The sequence below is a fragment of the Corynebacterium sp. HMSC076D02 genome, assembly GCF_001813815.1.
In the GTDB taxonomy this organism is placed as follows: Bacteria; Actinomycetota; Actinomycetes; order Mycobacteriales; family Mycobacteriaceae; genus Corynebacterium; species Corynebacterium simulans.
Genome location: NZ_KV814065.1, coordinates 182,060 through 197,256, shown reverse-complemented (window position 1 = coordinate 197,256; position 15,197 = coordinate 182,060). Strand labels below are relative to the sequence as shown.

Below are 15,197 nucleotides of genomic sequence, written 5' to 3'. Positions count from 1 at the left end.
TTTACTCCTCAGACTGTAGCTTTTGGGCTTTGCGGATGGCCGCGATGAGCGCGGCGTCTTGGGAGGCAGGGATGCAGCGGACATCGATAAGACACTGCCCCTGGTGTACGCGCGGCAGCACGGCCAACTGCCCAACGCGCAGAAGAGCGGCGAGCTTTTCCGGCAAGGCCACGGCAAATCCTTCGAGCGGGTACTCAGGTGCCCCACCACCGCCAACACGTCCGGCGTGTGCGACCACCTCGCCTCCTACCGCCTGCGCCACCTCTTCGGTGCGGCGGCGGTACTCGGCGGAATCAATATGCAGGGCCTCCTCAACTGCATTCGCCGGCGCATTTAGCGCTGCTTCCAGGGCGTTTAGCCGCAGCTTATCGATGCGCACCGCACGCGCGAGCGGGTGCTTCTTCAACAAAGCAATGGCCTTCTTGGTGCCCAAGATGATGCCGGCCTGCGGCCCGCCGAGCAGCTTGTCACCAGAGGCGATGACCACGTCCGCGCCGGCATCCAGCTGCTCCTTGAGGCTCGGCTCCTCGGGCAAGGTCGGGTCCGGCACCAGCAGCCCGGAGCCCAGATCGACGATGAGGCTGACCTGCCCCTCGCCCTCTCCGCGAGACTTATTGTGCTTCTTCAGTGCCCCACGCAGCTGCGGCACATCCACGGCGGTGGTAAAGCCCTCGATGCGAAAGTTGGAAGGATGTACCTTCAGCACCGCGCCGGTGTTGTTACCCAGCGCAGCCTCGTAGTCGGCGAGGTGGGTGCGGTTGGTGGCGCCAATCTCTTTGAGTACCGTGCCGGAGGATTCGATGAGTTCCGGCAGCCGGAATCCGGCGCCGATCTCGATGAGTTCGCCGCGGGAGATAATGACTTCCTGGCCGGGGGCAAGAGCGGCGGTGGCCAGCAACAACGCTGCAGCTCCGTTGTTGACCACGAGCGCATCTTCCGCGCCCGGGCAGGCTGCAAGCAGCGCATTGATGGCGCCGCGGCCGCGGTCCTTAGAACGCACGCCGGCCGGAAGATCGAGTTCGACGTCGGTGTAGGCGGCGGCATCGGCAAGCGCAGCGATGGCAACCTCCGGAAGCGGCGCGCGGCCCAAGTTCGTGTGCACGATAACCCCGGTGGCGTTGAGCACCGGGCGCAGGCTATACGGGCTTGCGTTGTTTAGAGCATCCCGGACCTTGGCGGTGACATCCGCTGGCGCGATGGCTCCCCTTTGCGCCTGCTTGACGACGCCCCGGATAACAGCCCGCACTGCATGTTCCGCGAGCTTCTCGCGCGCGGCTTGGGCCTCTGGCAGCGCCAAAAGTTGATCGGTACGGGGGATGTTGCGGCGCTCGTCCTGCCGCTGCGAATCGCTCTTGCTTGTCACAAACGTTCCTTGGGTTGCGGGGAGATGCCACGGGTGCCAGATACGCTGGCGGAGACGGACAGGAATCGAACCTGCCAGACCGAGCTACTCGGCCTCACCGGTTTTGAAGACCGGGGCGCCCACCAGGACACGTACGCCTCCATCGCACGAGTTTACACTTAGGCCAATTCAGCCAACACCCTGCCCAGCACCGCGCCCGCGCGAATCCACAAAAGCACCATTGCCCCAGCATGTTGCCAGCAGTTGTACACTCGGGATAATGAACGACATTTTGTTGACATCTTTTGCAGCAGGCGGCGGATGCGCCTGTAAAATCCCGCCGGGCGAGTTGGAATCGGCCGTCGAAGGCCTCGTAGGCAAGGCCGATCCGAACGTCTTGGTGGGCCTCGATGACGGCGACGATGCCGCGGCTGTCAAGATTCAAGATGGCCTGGCGGTAATTTCCACCGCGGACTTTTTCACCCCGATGCTCAACGACCCTTATGACTGGGGCCGAGTGGCAGCAGCGAACGCGCTTTCTGACGTCTACGCCATGGGTGGCACCCCAGTCACCGCCATCAACCTGGTGGGTTGGCCGCGTGAGGTACTCCCCCTCGACGTTCTGCGCGAGGTCTTGCGCGGCGGAATGGATGTCGCGACGCAAGCTGGCATCTCCGTGACCGGTGGCCACTCAATTACCTCGCCAGAGCCAATCTACGGCATGGCGGCCACGGGCATCGTGGCGCCGGAGAAGCTGATGCGCAACGACACTGCGGAAGCGGGCCTTCCCATCACGCTGACCAAACCCATCGGCGTGGGCATTTTGAACAACAAGCACAAGGCCACTGGTGAGGTTTCCAAAGCGGCCGTGGACTCAATGACCACGCTCAACCGCGAGGCCTCCCGCGCAGCAGTTGAGGCTGGCATTTCTGCAGCTACCGACGTCACCGGCTTCGGCTTGTTGGGCCACCTCTACAAGATGATGCGCGCCTCCGGCATCGCCGCTGAGCTCGACGCCAGCTCGGTTCCGGCCGTAGAAGGCGCCAAGGAAGCTCTTGCTGAGGGCTTTATTCCAGGCGGCTCCCGCCGCAACCTGGACTGGGTCCGCCCACATCTAACCAACGAGGCTGGCCTGAGCGAAGAAGAGCTGGTCTTCCTCGCTGATGCACAGACTTCCGGCGGTCTGCTGCTCATCGGTGAGGTACCTGGCTACCCGGTCATCGGACGCACCGTCGCGCACGACGGCGGGCCTTTTATTCGGCTTACTTAAGCTACTGAAGTAATCACCGAATGACGCAGCCCTTCCTGCGCGCGGGCACGTTCAGCCCGGCGTTTTTGAGGCGCGATGGTCGTGGCTGGGTCTTTGACCGCTTCGATGCCGCCGTTGAGCACACCGAAGCGGGTGCAGGCGGAACCAGCCATGAGCGAGAGGCCGGAGACCACCGAAAGCGCACGTGACTTGGTAGCCGCGGCCAGTGCGGTGCCCATGCCACCGGCGGCGATGAGGTACTCGCTGGCCTTCATCAACTTGCCTGGGGTGCCGTTGTGCAAAGGCGCGACGGTCTCAGGCTCCATGTTTTCCTCCATGACCTTGGTCATGACGAGGTCGCTGGCAGCGGCAGCCATGCCCAGAGCGCGGGCCGGGCCGGCGCTATCGACCGGAGTAAAGACCATGGCGCAGCCGGAGGCAGCGGCAGAGGCCGAGGAAACGAACACATAAGGAAGATGCTGCTTGGCGTCGTTCCACGTCGGGTTCGAGGTATTGCCCAAAAGCACCGCGGTATATCCCGCCAGTGGCCCACCCAAGATGCCCGCCGCCACGCCGGCCGGACCGGCAGCGGCACCAAGAGCCTTGCGCACGAACTTTGGCACAGGCAGCTTCTGCTTGGTCAGCTTGTCCGCCTCATACAAAGCCGGCAAGGAAGAGGCCGTGGCAAAGGTGCCCAGAATCCACGAGCCCACGCTCATCGGGGAGGTCACCTTGAATACACGAAACATGTTAAGCAGGCGCTCAGGGCGGCCGAGGTCCAAAACCAGGAACACAGAGCCGCCCGCGGCAGCGCTAAAGGCCGCCAGGCGGGTACTGCGCGCCAAGGCTTCATTCTTGGTGGCCTGCGCGCCAGCCGCCAGCAGTGCGGAGCCGCCAGAGACACCGCCCAAGAACAGGTAGGCGCCAATGGGCCACTCCCACGGCGGAGCCTTAACTACAGACTTGCCGTAGTAGGAGGAAAACTCAAAGTCCTCCGCCATACGCTCTTCTTTAGAACCATCCTGCGCACCGGCGCCAACCCGCTTGCGCTTCTTCTTTGGCTTGGTGCCGTCGAACTTGCGGTAGCGGTTAGCGAGCGCTGGTTGCGGCGGGCGGTACTCGTCGAATTCACTCACTTGCGGCCTCCCATCACGAATGCGCCAGCGACGGCCAAGGCCATGCCACCGATAGCTTTAGCTGCGGTCTTATACATCTGCGGCAAATCCGCAGTAGGAACCCGCGGGTCAGGCGGAAGGCCATAGACCTCCGGGGAATCCAGCAACAGGAAGATGGACCCGGTTCCGCCGACGCCGTCGTCAGGATTAGCGCCATACAGGCGCGCCTCGGTAAGCCCCTGCTCGTGGAGGACCCGCACGCGCTCCTTCGCCGCGGCGAGCATCTCTTCATAGGGGCCGAACTGGATGGAGTCGGTTGGGCACGTCTTTGCGCACGCTGGCTGCTCGCCAATCTTGAGGCGGTCGTAGCACATGGTGCACTTCTGAGCGACGCCGAGATTCTTGATCGGCATCTTCTTCCCCGGTACGTGGTCCTCGCCCTGTGGTTTCAGCTGCGCCAGCTTCTTGAACACATTAATGCCAGCGTGGTCATCGGGCTGAAAATCGACGGTAGCCGTCTTATCAGTCTTCAGCGTCACACCGCCGTCATCGCGGCGCTCAATGACGCCGAACGGACAGCCGGCAACGCAAGTACCGCAACCGTTACACACGTCATCCTGCACAACCACCGTGCCGAACTCGGAGCGGAAGAGCGCGCCCGTTGGGCACACGTCCAAGCAGCCCGCGTTGGTGCAGTGCTTGCACACGTCAGAGGACATGAGCCAACGGAAGTCACCGGTGTCCGGCGGCGTGGTATCGACCTTTTCTAGCTGCGACCCGAAACCGGGCATGCCGAGGGAGAGCAACTGACGGCCTTCCTCACGTGCCTGCTCGATGCGCTCTTGACCTTGTTCGATGAAGGCCACGTGGCGCCAGGTATTAGCGCCCAATGAGCCGGTGTTGTCGTAAGAGTCACCGGTTACCGCATATCCCTCAACCGGGTTGCGGTTCCATTCCTTACAGGCCACCTCGCAGGCTTTGCAGCCAATACAGATCGAGGTGTCCGTAAAGAAGGCCATGCGGTTATAGGACTCGTAGCCGTGCTGATCGGCTTTTTCAGTAAGCAAATTAGCCATGAGCTCTACTCACCTACCCTTCTTTGCCTTCGTAGTCGGCTACGTTGCCGGCGGTGTCATCAGCGCCGGTGTTTTCGTCCTTGGAATTAGCACCCTTGTCTTCGGGATTCAGCGTGAAAGCATCGTCGACGTCGACAAGCTGGTTACCGGACTCCAGGTCAAGGTGAGCCTTGTCCTGGTACTCCTTGAGCAACTCGATGCGGGCATGTCCGCGTGGGCGACGGCCCGGGCGGATATCGCAGGCACCAATCTTGGAGTTCTGAATCCACACGTTCGGCTCAAGCGTGAGACCGAGCAGGTCATTCGCGCCGTCGCCAGCCACGTCCGTGGTTTCGGACTCGCCGTAGTGATACGGCAAACCGATCTGGTGGAAATCCTCGCCGTTAATCGTCAGCTTCTGCACGCGGCCGGTGACCAAGACCTGCGCTTCGATCACGCCACGCGGTGAAACGATGGTTGCCCATTCGCCGTTTTCCAGCCCGCGCAGTTCTGCAAGCTCCTTCGAGACCTCACAGAACAGGCCCGGCTGCAGCTCCGCCAGGTAAGGCAGGCGACGCGACATCGCACCCGAGGTATACATCTCGGTCAGGCGGTAGGTGGAGAACACGAACGGGAAGACCTCGGCGCCTGGCTCGCCCGGTTCTGGGCGCGACAGGTTATCTGGACGCTTAATGGTAAGACGCGTCGGCGATTGCTGCTGCTTGTAGAGCAGGTTGTGCGCTGGGGACTCATGCGGCTCATAGTGCGTTGGCAGCGGGCCATCCGATAGTCCCTTCGGGGCGAAGAGCCAGCCGACACCATCCGCCTGCATGATGAATGGATCGTCACCGTCGAGCGCGGCAGGGCCGACGGCGTCGATAGGCGCACGGTAATCCGGCGCCTTGTTGACTGGGAAGTCTGGGACGTCGTCGCCAACCCATGCCTCCTTGGCAGCATCCCACCAGATGTACTTCTTGCGCTCAGACCATGGTTTTCCGTCTGGGCGTGCGGAAGCACGGTTATAGAGGATGCGGCGGTTTGCAGGCCAGACCCAGCCCCACTCGAGGGCGACCTCGTTTTGTTCAGATCCCGGTACCTTCTTGGCGGCATGGTTGATGCCGTCCTTGAACACGCCTGTGTAAATCCAGCAGCCGCCGGAGGTGGAGCCGTCGTTCTTCATCTCCACGAAGGTCGGCAGTAGCTCGCCCTTCTTTGGACCATCGAGGTAGTAGCCGTTGATCTCCTTGAGGATCTCCTCGGAGTCTGGCTCACCTTCCTCGTTTTCGGTGTAATCCCAGGTGATCTTCTGAACCGGAAGATCGCGCGGATCGGTGGAGTCGGCCAAGCGCTCCTTGATCTTCTTACCCAGCTGGTAGAAGAACCACAGGTCACTGGTGGCCTCACCCGGCGGGGTGACCGCCTGGAAACGCCACTGCAGCATGCGCTGGGTCTGGGTGAAGGTGCCGGCCTTTTCCACGTGGGTAGCTGCCGGCATGAGGAAGACCTCGGTACCGATTTCCTCGGTCTTCAATTCACCGTTTTTAATCTCCGGCGAGTCCTTCCAGAAGCTGGCGGTCTCGATTTCTTGGAAGTCACGAACGACCAGCCACTTCAGCGCAGCCAGACCACGGCGCTGCATACCGCCGTTGGACTGTGCCACCGCTGGGTTTTGACCGAAGACGATGTAGCCCTCAACCTCATGCTCGAGCATGGCCATCAAGGTCTCATACGTCGAGTGCGCACCAGAAATGCGCGGCATGAGGTTATAACCCCACTCGTTTTCCGCCGTAGCGGCATCGCCCCAATAAGACTTCATGAGCGATACGGCATAGTTCTCGCCGATCTGCCAGAAGCCCTTCTGATCTTCCTTGCGGAAGGTATTGACGTAATCCTTCCAGCTCTGCAGGTTAACGTGCGGCATCGGCAGGTAGCCCGGTAGCGAGTTAAACAGCGTCGGGATATCCGTGGAGCCCTGGATGGAAGCGTGGCCACGCAGCGCCATGATGCCGGAGCCTGGGCGGCCGACGTTGCCCATCAGCAGCTGCAAGATAGCAGCGGTACGGATGAACTGAGCGCCCAGCGTGTGCTGGGTAAAGCCCAAGGCATAGGCAAAGCAGGTGGTGCGATCCGGCTTGGAGTTATCCGCGATGGAATTAGCCAGATAGAAGAAGTCCTCCTGCGAGATACCGCAGGTCTCCTCCACCATCTCCGGGGTGTAACGGGAGTAGTGACGCTTTAAAATCTGGAACACCGAATTCGGGTGCTGCAGAGTCTCGTCCTTCTCCACGTTCCACGAGGAGCCTTCCGGCTTGCGCACGTACTGCCACGAGTCGGTAACGTACTTGCCCGTTTCTGGGTCATAGCCAGAGAAAAGACCATCCAAGTCCTCGGTGTCCTGGTAATCAGGCGAAATGATCGAGGAAGCGTTGGTGTACGAGACCACGTAGTCGTGAAAATAAAGCTCGTTGTCGAGCATGTACTTGATGATGGCGCCAAGCAGCACCACGTCAGTACCACCGCGAATGCCGATGTGGCGGTTCGCGAAAGCCGAAGTACGGGTATAGCGCGGATCCACGTGGATGATGCGCGCGCCGCGCTTCTTGGCCTCAACTACCCACTGGAAGCCCACTGGGTGGCATTCAGCCATGTTAGAACCCTCAATGACAATGCAGTCCGCATTTGCCATATCCTGCAGCGGTTGGGTTGCGCCGCCGCGGCCAAACGAAGTTCCCAAACTGGGAACGGTGGCAGAGTGTCAAATACGCGCCTGATTTTCCACCTGAATCGCGCCGGTGGCGGTAAACAGCTTCTTAATCAGGTAGTTCTCTTCGTTGTCCAGGGTTGCACCGCCCAGACCAGCGATACCCATGGTGCGGTTGAGGGTGCGGCCCTCTTCGTCGGTGTCCTGCCAGTGCGCCTTGCGGGATGCCACAAAGCGATCCGCAATCATGTCCATGGCGGTCTCGGTATCCAGGTACTCCCACTCGGTGGAGTAAGGCGCACGGTACTTGATCTTGGTCAGACGCGTAGCAGAGTTAATAAGCTGCTCCGAGGCAGAGCCCTTCGGGCAAAGGCGGCCGCGCGAGATCGGAGAATCTGGATCGCCTTCAACCTGAATGACCCTGTTGTCCTTGACATAAACGCGCTGCGCACAGCCCACCGCACAATAAGGACAGACAGACTGCACGACGCGGTCCGCTTCAACGGTCCGTCCGTGGAGCTCTTTACTCTTCTTCGACTGGGTGCTGAGATCCCTGCCGAAGGCGTCTTTAGAACGCACCTGGCGCACAACGGGCCAGTTGAGAGGACTAAATTTCGACATACAGTCAAAAGTAGTGTGACCCATTGCCTAAATCTAGAAAGGCGTGCCTAACTTAGGGCCTTCAGTTCTGGAACAATCGGCCGCCCTACAGCGTTGACCAAGGTATGGCTAACCCAACGCATTTCGAACTCAAAGTCCCAGGCGGCAAGCTCCTTGTCGTAGACATCGAGGTCACCGACGGAACTATCTCCTCCGCGCAGGTCTCGGGCGATTTCTTCCTTGAGCCGGAAGAGGCCTTCGAGGCTCTCGGCCCTACGCTGGAGGGCTCCAAGGTTTCTGATTCCACGCAAGAGATCACCGCGCGGCTCGATGCCGCACTCGCCAAGATTGAGGCGGAGCACCCTGTGGCCCTCCACGGCTTTTCCACGCACGACTTGGCCGTAGCTGTTAAGCGTGCGCTCTCAGGCGGCACCGACTTCACGGACCACCAATGGGAGATCCTCCAGCCGGGAGTGCTGCCTACCCCAGTGAACGTGGCGCTCGACGAGGTCATCCTCAACGAGGTGGCTGAGGGCAAACGTGGTCCGACGCTGCGTTTCTGGGAGTGGGACGACAAAGCGGTCGTGTTCGGCTCCTACCAGTCCTATGCCAACGAGCTGGACCAAGCAGGCGTCGACAAGTACGGCATCACCCCGGTCCGCCGCATGTCCGGTGGTGGCGCGATGTTCATGGAGGGCGGCAACTGCATTACCTATTCCATCTATGCGCCTGAGTCCCTAGTTGCCGGGTACTCCTACGAGGCTTCCTATGCCTATTTGGACCAGTGGGTATTGGCCGCGCTGGCTAAGCACGGCGTCAATGCCTGGTACGTTCCCATCAATGACATCACCTCCGACGGCGGAAAGATCGGCGGTGCCGCACAGAAACGCCGCGCGGGTGCCGTCCTTCACCACACCACGATGAGCTACGACATCGATGCAGACAAGATGATGGAAGTCCTGCGCATCGGCAAGGTGAAGGTCTCCTCGAAGGGACTTTCCTCCGCCAAAAAGCGCGTGGACCCGCTGCGCCGCCAGACTGGCGTAAAGCGCGAGGAGATCATCGAAACGATGGCCCGTGAGTTCGCCACTCGCTACGGCGCCAAGGACGCCGTGCTTTCCGACGCCACCCTTGCCGAGGCCGAGCGCCTCGTTTCCGAGAAGTACTCCACCGAGGAGTGGACGAAGCGAATTCCGTAACTCTTTCGCTACTCAACTCAGAGCTCTAAAGCAGCCCGGCGAAATCGCAGTTCCCGCTCAGCGGCATTAGCCGTCATGCGTTCACAACCTCAACACGCAGCCCCACTGCGCTGAGCAGTTCTAAAACGGTGGAAAAGCTCGCTTTTCCGGTCCCCAGCTCGACATCTCGGACCGTTCTGTCGCTCACTCCCACCAACTCGCCCAATTCTTCCTGAGTCAATTGATACGACTTTCGGTTTTCCCGCAGTGCGGTCCCGAGCTCAGTCAACCAGCCATCGATGCGATTCATATCGGAAATATCCTTCCCTTTTACGCTTTTCAAACTCTAGAATAGCCTCGGAATCACAAAACAGGAAGCATTTTTCCGATTTATCCATTTCCCCCGACACCCTCTTCATCCCGGCAAGTTTTCGGAAGGATATTTCCCTTTCAAATAGTCCAAACCACCACGCGACCCGAAGGCCGACGGAACGCCCTTGCGTACCCGGGCGCCCCAACTATGAGTCCGGGCCCACAATAGTTGCACGGGAATTTATAAACGTCGTACAGTGTTGATGTCATTAGTGAACCGATCAGTCCATAGTCGATGGACTAGACAGTTCAAATACATACAAAGTTGTCTACAACGCCGAACTCTCACGAGTTCGAAGTAAAAGGAATTTTCGTGTCTCAACCACAAACGCAATCACGGAAACTGCCCAGCTGGGTAACCGGCTTCGGCGCGCAGGTTATCGCGGGCCTTATCATCGGCCTGATCCTGGGATTTATCGCTTCCAAAATGGACGCTAGCCTGCCGGCCGACGATGAGAAGGGCTCCTGGCTCACCCAAACCCTCACCGGCGTGGGCAGCGCTTATGTCCAGCTGCTCAAGGTGATGGTCCCGCCGCTGATCTTCGCGGCCGTTGTTACCTCCGTGGCTAACCTGCGCAAGGTGGCCAACGCCGCCTCGCTCGCGATTTCCACCTTGGTGTGGTTCGCAATTACCGCCTTCTTCTCCGTCATCAGCGGCATCGTCGTTGCCCTCGTGCTGCGCCCTGGCGTTGGCACCACTGTCGATGCAGCGAGCGCAGCGGAGCCGTCCCACGTCGGTTCGTGGACGGCCTTCCTGCAGCAGCTCATCCCCTCGAACTTCATTGGTATGAAGGCTTCCTTCGACGAGGGCGAGGTTTCCCTGGGCTTCGGAGCCCTTCAGCTGCTGGTTATCTCCCTGGCGCTGGGCATTGCCGCCGTGAAGGCCGGCAAGGCAGCCGACCCATTCCTGCGCTTTACCGAGTCCTTCCTCAAGGTCATCCAGGTTGTCCTGTGGTGGATCATCCGCTTGGCGCCGGTTGGCACCGCAGCCCTCATCGGTAAGGCAGTGGCCACCTACGGCTGGGACGCACTGGGTTCCCTGGGCAAGTTCGTGCTCGCGATGTACGTAGGCCTGGCAATCGTCATCGGCGTGGTTTACCCGGCAGTTCTTGCCTTCAACAAGATTCCGGTCATGGGCTTTTACAAGCGCGTCTGGCCAGTGTTCTCCTTGGGTTTTGTCACTCGTTCCTCCATGGGCGTGATGCCGGTGACCGAGCGCTACACTGAGCAGGCAATGGGCGTTCCGCGCGAATACGCTTCCTTCGCCATCCCGCTGGGCGCTACCACCAAGATGGACGGCTGCGCTTCGGTCTACCCTGCTATCGCCGCCATCTTCATCGCTCAGTTCTACAACATTGACTTGACGTTGACGCAGTACCTACTCATCATCTTCGTGTCCGTCATCGGCTCTGCTGCTACCGCGGGCACCACGGGCGCAACCGTCATGTTGACCCTGACCCTATCCACCCTGGGCCTGCCTTTGGCCGGCGTTGGTCTGCTGCTGGCAATCGAGCCAATCATCGATATGGGTCGCACCGCCGTGAACGTTACCGGCCAGGCACTGTGCGCCACCATCGTCGCCAAGCGCGCCGGTATCCAGAACCAAGAGGTGTGGGACGCAGCCGAGCACGGCGTATCCGGCTTGATGGAGTCCGAAGAGCGCGAATCCGTCAACGCCTAAGAAACTTAAGTATTAACGCAGGAAGGCACCTCACTGAGTGGGGTGCCTTCTTCGTTTTGCTTCGGTTACTCTCGATGCCGGTCGGACTCGGTCGGTGCCAGTCGGCGGTGGGCTGCGTGCTAGTCGACGATCGCCCCAAGAAAGGCCGCCATGGCAGGTGCCAGGTGGACGGCCTGTTCGTTAGTGAGTACCGCGCCTTTGAGGGAACCCACACCAGAGATAGCGTCGAAGTCGAGGCCGCGGAAGTCCACGTCTTTCATCCGCGCCGCATCCACCCGCAGGGTCCGCGCGCGGCAGCCCCGGAAGGCCACGCGTTGGGCCTGCGCGTGGGACAAATCGACTTCGTCGAATACGCAGTCTTCAAAGAGGACATCCCGCAATGTTCCACCAGAATGGTTAATCCAGGCAAACTTGCACCCGCTGAACTTCACCGAAAAGAGGTCCGCTTCGGCGAAGTCTGCAGCGCCAAAGCGGGAATCAGCCACCTCGACGTCGCGAAGCACGGTGCGCGCCATCCTCCATCCCAGCGCATCGAGGCCGGTCAGCTCGCACTCGGTAAAAGTGGACGAGGAAAGGTCGATTCCGTCGAGTGAGGAATCAGCAACCATGCACCCAGTCAGTGACATCCCTTGAAGGTTGCGCTCAAACTCGCCGGAGAACCACTCGTTTTCAAACACTCCCCTCGCGTCCAGCCCCAGGCCTTCCCGCACTTCCAGGTGCAATGAAGATAGTTGGGGTGCTTGGACGATCCGGCGAGTCACTGCTTACTTCCTTGTTGGTCGTGTTTTATTCATTTACGCGTTGCGTTCTATAGGTGCAAGCTTACGCAGCACCAACTCCGGCATCCACAAACGTGTCCCGATTGTGCGGGCAAGCATCCAGACAAGAACAAGAAGGGCTGCAACTGCCGCGAAGACAGCAGCAACGCGGAGGCTCACAAAGTCGCGGGATCGACTGGGACGCTGATCGATTGTGCAGGAAGATAAGGGCGCAACAAGGCTAGGAGGCCAAAGTGGCGCTTGTTGAGCAGTGGATTGAACAGGCTTCGTGCGCTGATCTGAAGGTCCGGCTCAGCAGTCAGCAACGCTTGGTACACCGGCCACTGCTCCTCATCCGACGCTACGGAGTGAACCAAATGAACCCATACGGTTTCGCCAAAGCGATTGACAGCGTTGGGATCGGCGCCTGCAGCGATGAGCTTTTCGATGACTGGGGCGTCCTGCGCGCAGAGCTCCGGGTTGTCCGCCAGCTCCGGCAACAGCTTGGTTGGCGGTGCCCAACCGAACTCAAGCATCGCCGTGAGAGCCTCAACTCTTTCGGCAGTGTCACGGACACGCGATGCATCAAAGAATACGGCTTCCGGGTCATGGCTCGCCCAGTCGATAGTGTCAACGAAAGTCATTACTGTGCCTCCTGGAGTTGAATCACGAGCCAATCGGGAATCCATTCCGCGGTGCGCGGGAAAGTCTCTATGTCGGCCGCCCACTGCTGCGGGCTAGGTTGTACCGACCACGCCGGGCGGTAAGCAAAGTTAGGTCTGAGGACAAAACCGTTAGGTCCTGGCTTACCGTGCAGCGAGAGCCACGCTCCACGGGGATCGTCTTTGCAGTAGCGGGCATCCAAGAATTCGGCACGCTTGCCTGCTGGCAGTTCCCCGCTGACCTCGTAGATTTCGCCGCATGCACGAAGTACGAACTCTAGCAGGTCTGCGTCGATGGTGCCGTAGTAAGGCCCCTCTTGGCCGTTAACAGGCACGGCAGGAGCAACGCCGTATTTTTCTTCGGCCCACTGACGCGCGGATTCGAGTTGAGTGCGGGCCTGGGGACGCAGCTCATCCACCTCTTGCGCGGAAAGGCTCTTGCCATCGATGATGATGCCATGTTCGGCAGGAGCGAAGTCGATGAGCTCTCTCATCGTCATCTGCAACTGTGCTCCCTCGAAAGGCGCGATGTCGAGGGTATGCGCCTCCAGATGCGGTAGCTTTTTGCGGCTGCGAATCTTGAGCCGGAGCGGACGCGGCTTTGCTAGCGCCACTCCGACCAGCGGGGCGAAATTGAAAGTATCGGGCTTTTCCATGGCAGTCTCCTGTCGCGTATAACTACAAAGTCGTTGACCATGTGCCGCCTAGTGTAAATAACTACTGTGACGTCCGCCTGAGGAGTTTCCGCACTGAAGTTTCACGCTGCACAAAGCGCTAAGAAATGGCTGCGTTGCACCAGCCGCAGACCGAAGAGCTAAGCAGTGGCAGCCGTAACGTGCACTGTTTCGCCGTATGCGCGCCGACCATGCACGAAGTAGTACAGCACCGTCGCCAAGGCCACGGTTGCGGCAAGCACCCAATACATAGCGGAGTAGCCCAGCGCAGAAATCAGCATGCCCAAGACCACGGGGCCAAAGCCTATTCCGATGTCGAGGAGTAAGAAGAGCGTCGAAATACCCGCGCCCATCTCGTGCGGAGCCACGAGGCGCACGGCCACCGCTTGCGCCGCCGGCATGATGGAGCCATAGCCCAAGCCAACCAAAGCACCCGCGATGACGACCTCCCAGTCAGCTACTGCGATAGCAAGCACCACGAGACCAATCATGAACGAAGCGAGCGCACCGTAGAAGATGACGTTATCGCCGTGGCGGTCTTGGACACGGCCCAAGACAAAGCGCATCGCGAGGCTGACAATCGCATAGGCAATGAAGAAGAAGCTGGCGCCCGTCGCCAGGTCGGACGCGTCAGCATAAGCGTTGAGGTACGTGATGATGCCTGCATAAGCAACGCCGATGAGAAGCATGAAGAAGCCAAAGGGTGCGACCGCCGGGTGGACGATGTTGGCCAGGCTAAAGGTCACGCTGGGGCGCTCCTGCGTAGGAATCTTGAGTGCCAGTGCCAAAGCCACGGCACATACCGTGAGGCTGAGCACCACAACGAAGATGGTGTTGTAGCCACTCGCACCGACGATAGCCAGTCCTGCCGCCGGGCCAAAAGCGGTGGCAAGGGTAGTTCCCAAGGCAAAGTAGCCCGTACCCTCAGCACGGCGATGTTCAGGAATGACGGACTGCGCCACGGCCATGACGGCAGTCGACGCCACCGCATACCCCAGGCCATGAATGATGCGCACGACGATAAGCAGCGCCAACGAGTGCGCAACAAAATACGCGGCACATGCCACGGTCACGAGAACCAACGAGACCAAGAGGGACTTTTTACGTCCTGCCGCATCTACCAGATATCCCGAGAACAGTCGCGCAATGGTCGCACCGACCACGAAGGAGCTGGAGGCAAAGCCGCCCGCTGTGTCTGATGCACCAAACTGTTGCACCGCATACAAAGCCATGATCGTCACCAACAGGTAAAAGACCATGAATTGGGCAAAATTAACCAGCCATGCAAAGACGAATGTTGGGGTGATGAGTTTCTGCTCAGCGGACGTAGGAAACACCTTCTTGACAAATATGGAGTTAAAACGAACCCTAAAACGGTATCAGACCCTTAATCAGCGCATGGCGCTAGCTGGGCAGCAGAGCGGCTACCTCGGCGTCGGAAAGCACTGCGTCCTCAAAGTTGCGCAGCGTCTCCTCCGCGTTGAACTCCACACCGATGAGCACGATCTCAGAGCCCGGCGTCACTCCGTTGGAGGCCCACAGTGAGGCCGGCTGAATCTGCAGGTTTGGCCCTGCCTGCTGCCAGGCGTGGGCAACGCGCAGATCCGTGTCGATCCAGCAATACCCCTTGGAGCGGACCAACCCGGTACTCACGCGCAGCGCCTTGAGCAGTCGCTCACGATTGAACGGCCTATCGGAGCGAAATACTACGGAAGAAATCCCGTATTCCTCAGTCTCCGGTGTGTGTGGATTGGCCAGTTCCTCGGCATAGCCGTGATAGGTCGCGGCGATAGCGGGGTTATAAAGGGCG

13 protein-coding genes and 1 tRNA gene are annotated in these 15,197 nt (G+C 60.0%); 3 read left to right on the top strand and 11 right to left on the bottom strand.

The genetic code is table 11. The features are described 5' to 3' along the window. Position 1: 1 nt before the first annotated feature. Together selA and HMPREF2935_RS08795 are read right to left on the bottom strand one after the other, a co-directional pair. Entirely contained in the window at positions 2-1,363 is a 1,362-nt protein-coding gene (gene selA, locus HMPREF2935_RS08800; RefSeq protein WP_070732850.1) for an L-seryl-tRNA(Sec) selenium transferase, read from the bottom strand. A 46-nt stretch (positions 1,364-1,409) separates the two neighbouring features. Then, positions 1,410-1,504: transfer RNA gene (locus HMPREF2935_RS08795), tRNA-Sec, on the bottom strand. Positions 1,505-1,622: 118 nt separating this feature from the next. On the opposite strand from HMPREF2935_RS08795, the gene selD reads away from it, so the two are divergent. Next, on the top strand, positions 1,623-2,612 hold the full coding sequence (gene selD / locus HMPREF2935_RS08790) for a selenide, water dikinase SelD (RefSeq protein WP_070732848.1): 990 nt from the start codon (positions 1,623-1,625) through the stop codon (positions 2,610-2,612). Here selD and nrfD read toward each other — a convergent pair. Genes nrfD through fdnG form a run of 3 tightly spaced genes read right to left on the bottom strand, consistent with a single transcriptional unit; the run spans position 2,609 to position 8,083 of the window. Further along, a complete protein-coding gene (gene nrfD / locus HMPREF2935_RS08785; RefSeq protein ID WP_070732845.1) occupies positions 2,609-3,727 on the bottom strand; it encodes an NrfD/PsrC family molybdoenzyme membrane anchor subunit in 1,119 nt (372 codons plus the stop codon). The two genes, selD and nrfD, sit on opposite strands and share 4 nt — an antisense overlap. Next, complete coding sequence (locus HMPREF2935_RS08780; protein WP_070732843.1) at positions 3,724-4,782, bottom strand: 4Fe-4S dicluster domain-containing protein; 1,059 nt, start codon at positions 4,780-4,782, stop codon at positions 3,724-3,726. The genes nrfD and HMPREF2935_RS08780 overlap by 4 nt, the downstream gene beginning before the upstream one ends. Positions 4,783-4,795: 13 nt before the next feature. Continuing rightward, positions 4,796-8,083: a formate dehydrogenase-N subunit alpha gene (fdnG, locus tag HMPREF2935_RS08775; protein WP_246817815.1), complete on the bottom strand. Its 3,288-nt coding sequence runs from the start codon at positions 8,081-8,083 to the stop codon at positions 4,796-4,798. Between the two features lie 104 nt (positions 8,084-8,187). Between fdnG and HMPREF2935_RS08765 the strand changes: the two genes are divergently transcribed. Then, entirely contained in the window at positions 8,188-9,261 is a 1,074-nt protein-coding gene (locus HMPREF2935_RS08765) for a lipoate-protein ligase small subunit (protein ID WP_070732840.1), read from the top strand. Positions 9,262-9,334: 73 nt separating this feature from the next. Here HMPREF2935_RS08765 and HMPREF2935_RS08760 read toward each other — a convergent pair whose 3' ends face one another. Further along, positions 9,335-9,550 (bottom strand): helix-turn-helix domain-containing protein, encoded by a 216-nt coding sequence (locus HMPREF2935_RS08760; RefSeq protein WP_062035493.1) that lies wholly within the window; start codon positions 9,548-9,550, stop codon positions 9,335-9,337. Between the two features lie 375 nt (positions 9,551-9,925). Between HMPREF2935_RS08760 and HMPREF2935_RS08755 the strand changes: the two genes are divergently transcribed. Continuing rightward, positions 9,926-11,293, top strand: coding sequence for a dicarboxylate/amino acid:cation symporter (locus HMPREF2935_RS08755; protein ID WP_070496823.1), 1,368 nt, complete (start codon positions 9,926-9,928; stop codon positions 11,291-11,293). Between the two features lie 119 nt (positions 11,294-11,412). Here HMPREF2935_RS08755 and HMPREF2935_RS08750 read toward each other — a convergent pair whose 3' ends face one another. From HMPREF2935_RS08750 to HMPREF2935_RS12785, 5 genes are all read right to left on the bottom strand, one after another. After that, positions 11,413-12,054, bottom strand: coding sequence for a pentapeptide repeat-containing protein (locus HMPREF2935_RS08750; protein WP_070732838.1), 642 nt, complete (start codon positions 12,052-12,054; stop codon positions 11,413-11,415). 173 nt (positions 12,055-12,227) lie between these two features. Continuing rightward, entirely contained in the window at positions 12,228-12,695 is a 468-nt protein-coding gene (locus tag HMPREF2935_RS08745; protein WP_070496827.1) for a hypothetical protein, read from the bottom strand. Next, positions 12,695-13,369, bottom strand: coding sequence for a hypothetical protein (locus HMPREF2935_RS08740; RefSeq protein ID WP_070732836.1), 675 nt, complete (start codon positions 13,367-13,369; stop codon positions 12,695-12,697). Before HMPREF2935_RS08740 ends, HMPREF2935_RS08745 begins: the two co-directional genes overlap by 1 nt. Positions 13,370-13,527: 158 nt before the next feature. After that, positions 13,528-14,724, bottom strand: a complete 1,197-nt coding sequence (locus HMPREF2935_RS08735; protein WP_082787611.1) for an MFS transporter — start codon at positions 14,722-14,724, stop codon at positions 13,528-13,530. A gap of 67 nt (positions 14,725-14,791) precedes the next feature. After that, positions 14,792-15,197, bottom strand: a 406-nt coding sequence (locus tag HMPREF2935_RS12785; protein WP_210400740.1) for a GTP-binding protein, incomplete at its 5' end; no start/stop codon positions are given.

Excerpts from the sequence above, each read along its gene's own strand:
- selD (WP_070732848.1), top strand. The coding sequence starts at position 1,623 with ATGAACGACATTTTGTTGACATCTTTTGCAGCAGGCGGCGGATGCGCC.
- HMPREF2935_RS08780 (WP_070732843.1), bottom strand. The coding sequence starts at position 4,782 with ATGGCTAATTTGCTTACTGAAAAAGCCGATCAGCACGGCTACGAGTCC.
- HMPREF2935_RS08765 (WP_070732840.1), top strand. The coding sequence starts at position 8,188 with ATGGCTAACCCAACGCATTTCGAACTCAAAGTCCCAGGCGGCAAGCTC.
- HMPREF2935_RS08760 (WP_062035493.1), bottom strand. The coding sequence starts at position 9,550 with ATGAATCGCATCGATGGCTGGTTGACTGAGCTCGGGACCGCACTGCGG.
- HMPREF2935_RS08745 (WP_070496827.1), bottom strand. The coding sequence starts at position 12,695 with ATGACTTTCGTTGACACTATCGACTGGGCGAGCCATGACCCGGAAGCC.
- HMPREF2935_RS08740 (WP_070732836.1), bottom strand. The coding sequence starts at position 13,369 with ATGGAAAAGCCCGATACTTTCAATTTCGCCCCGCTGGTCGGAGTGGCG.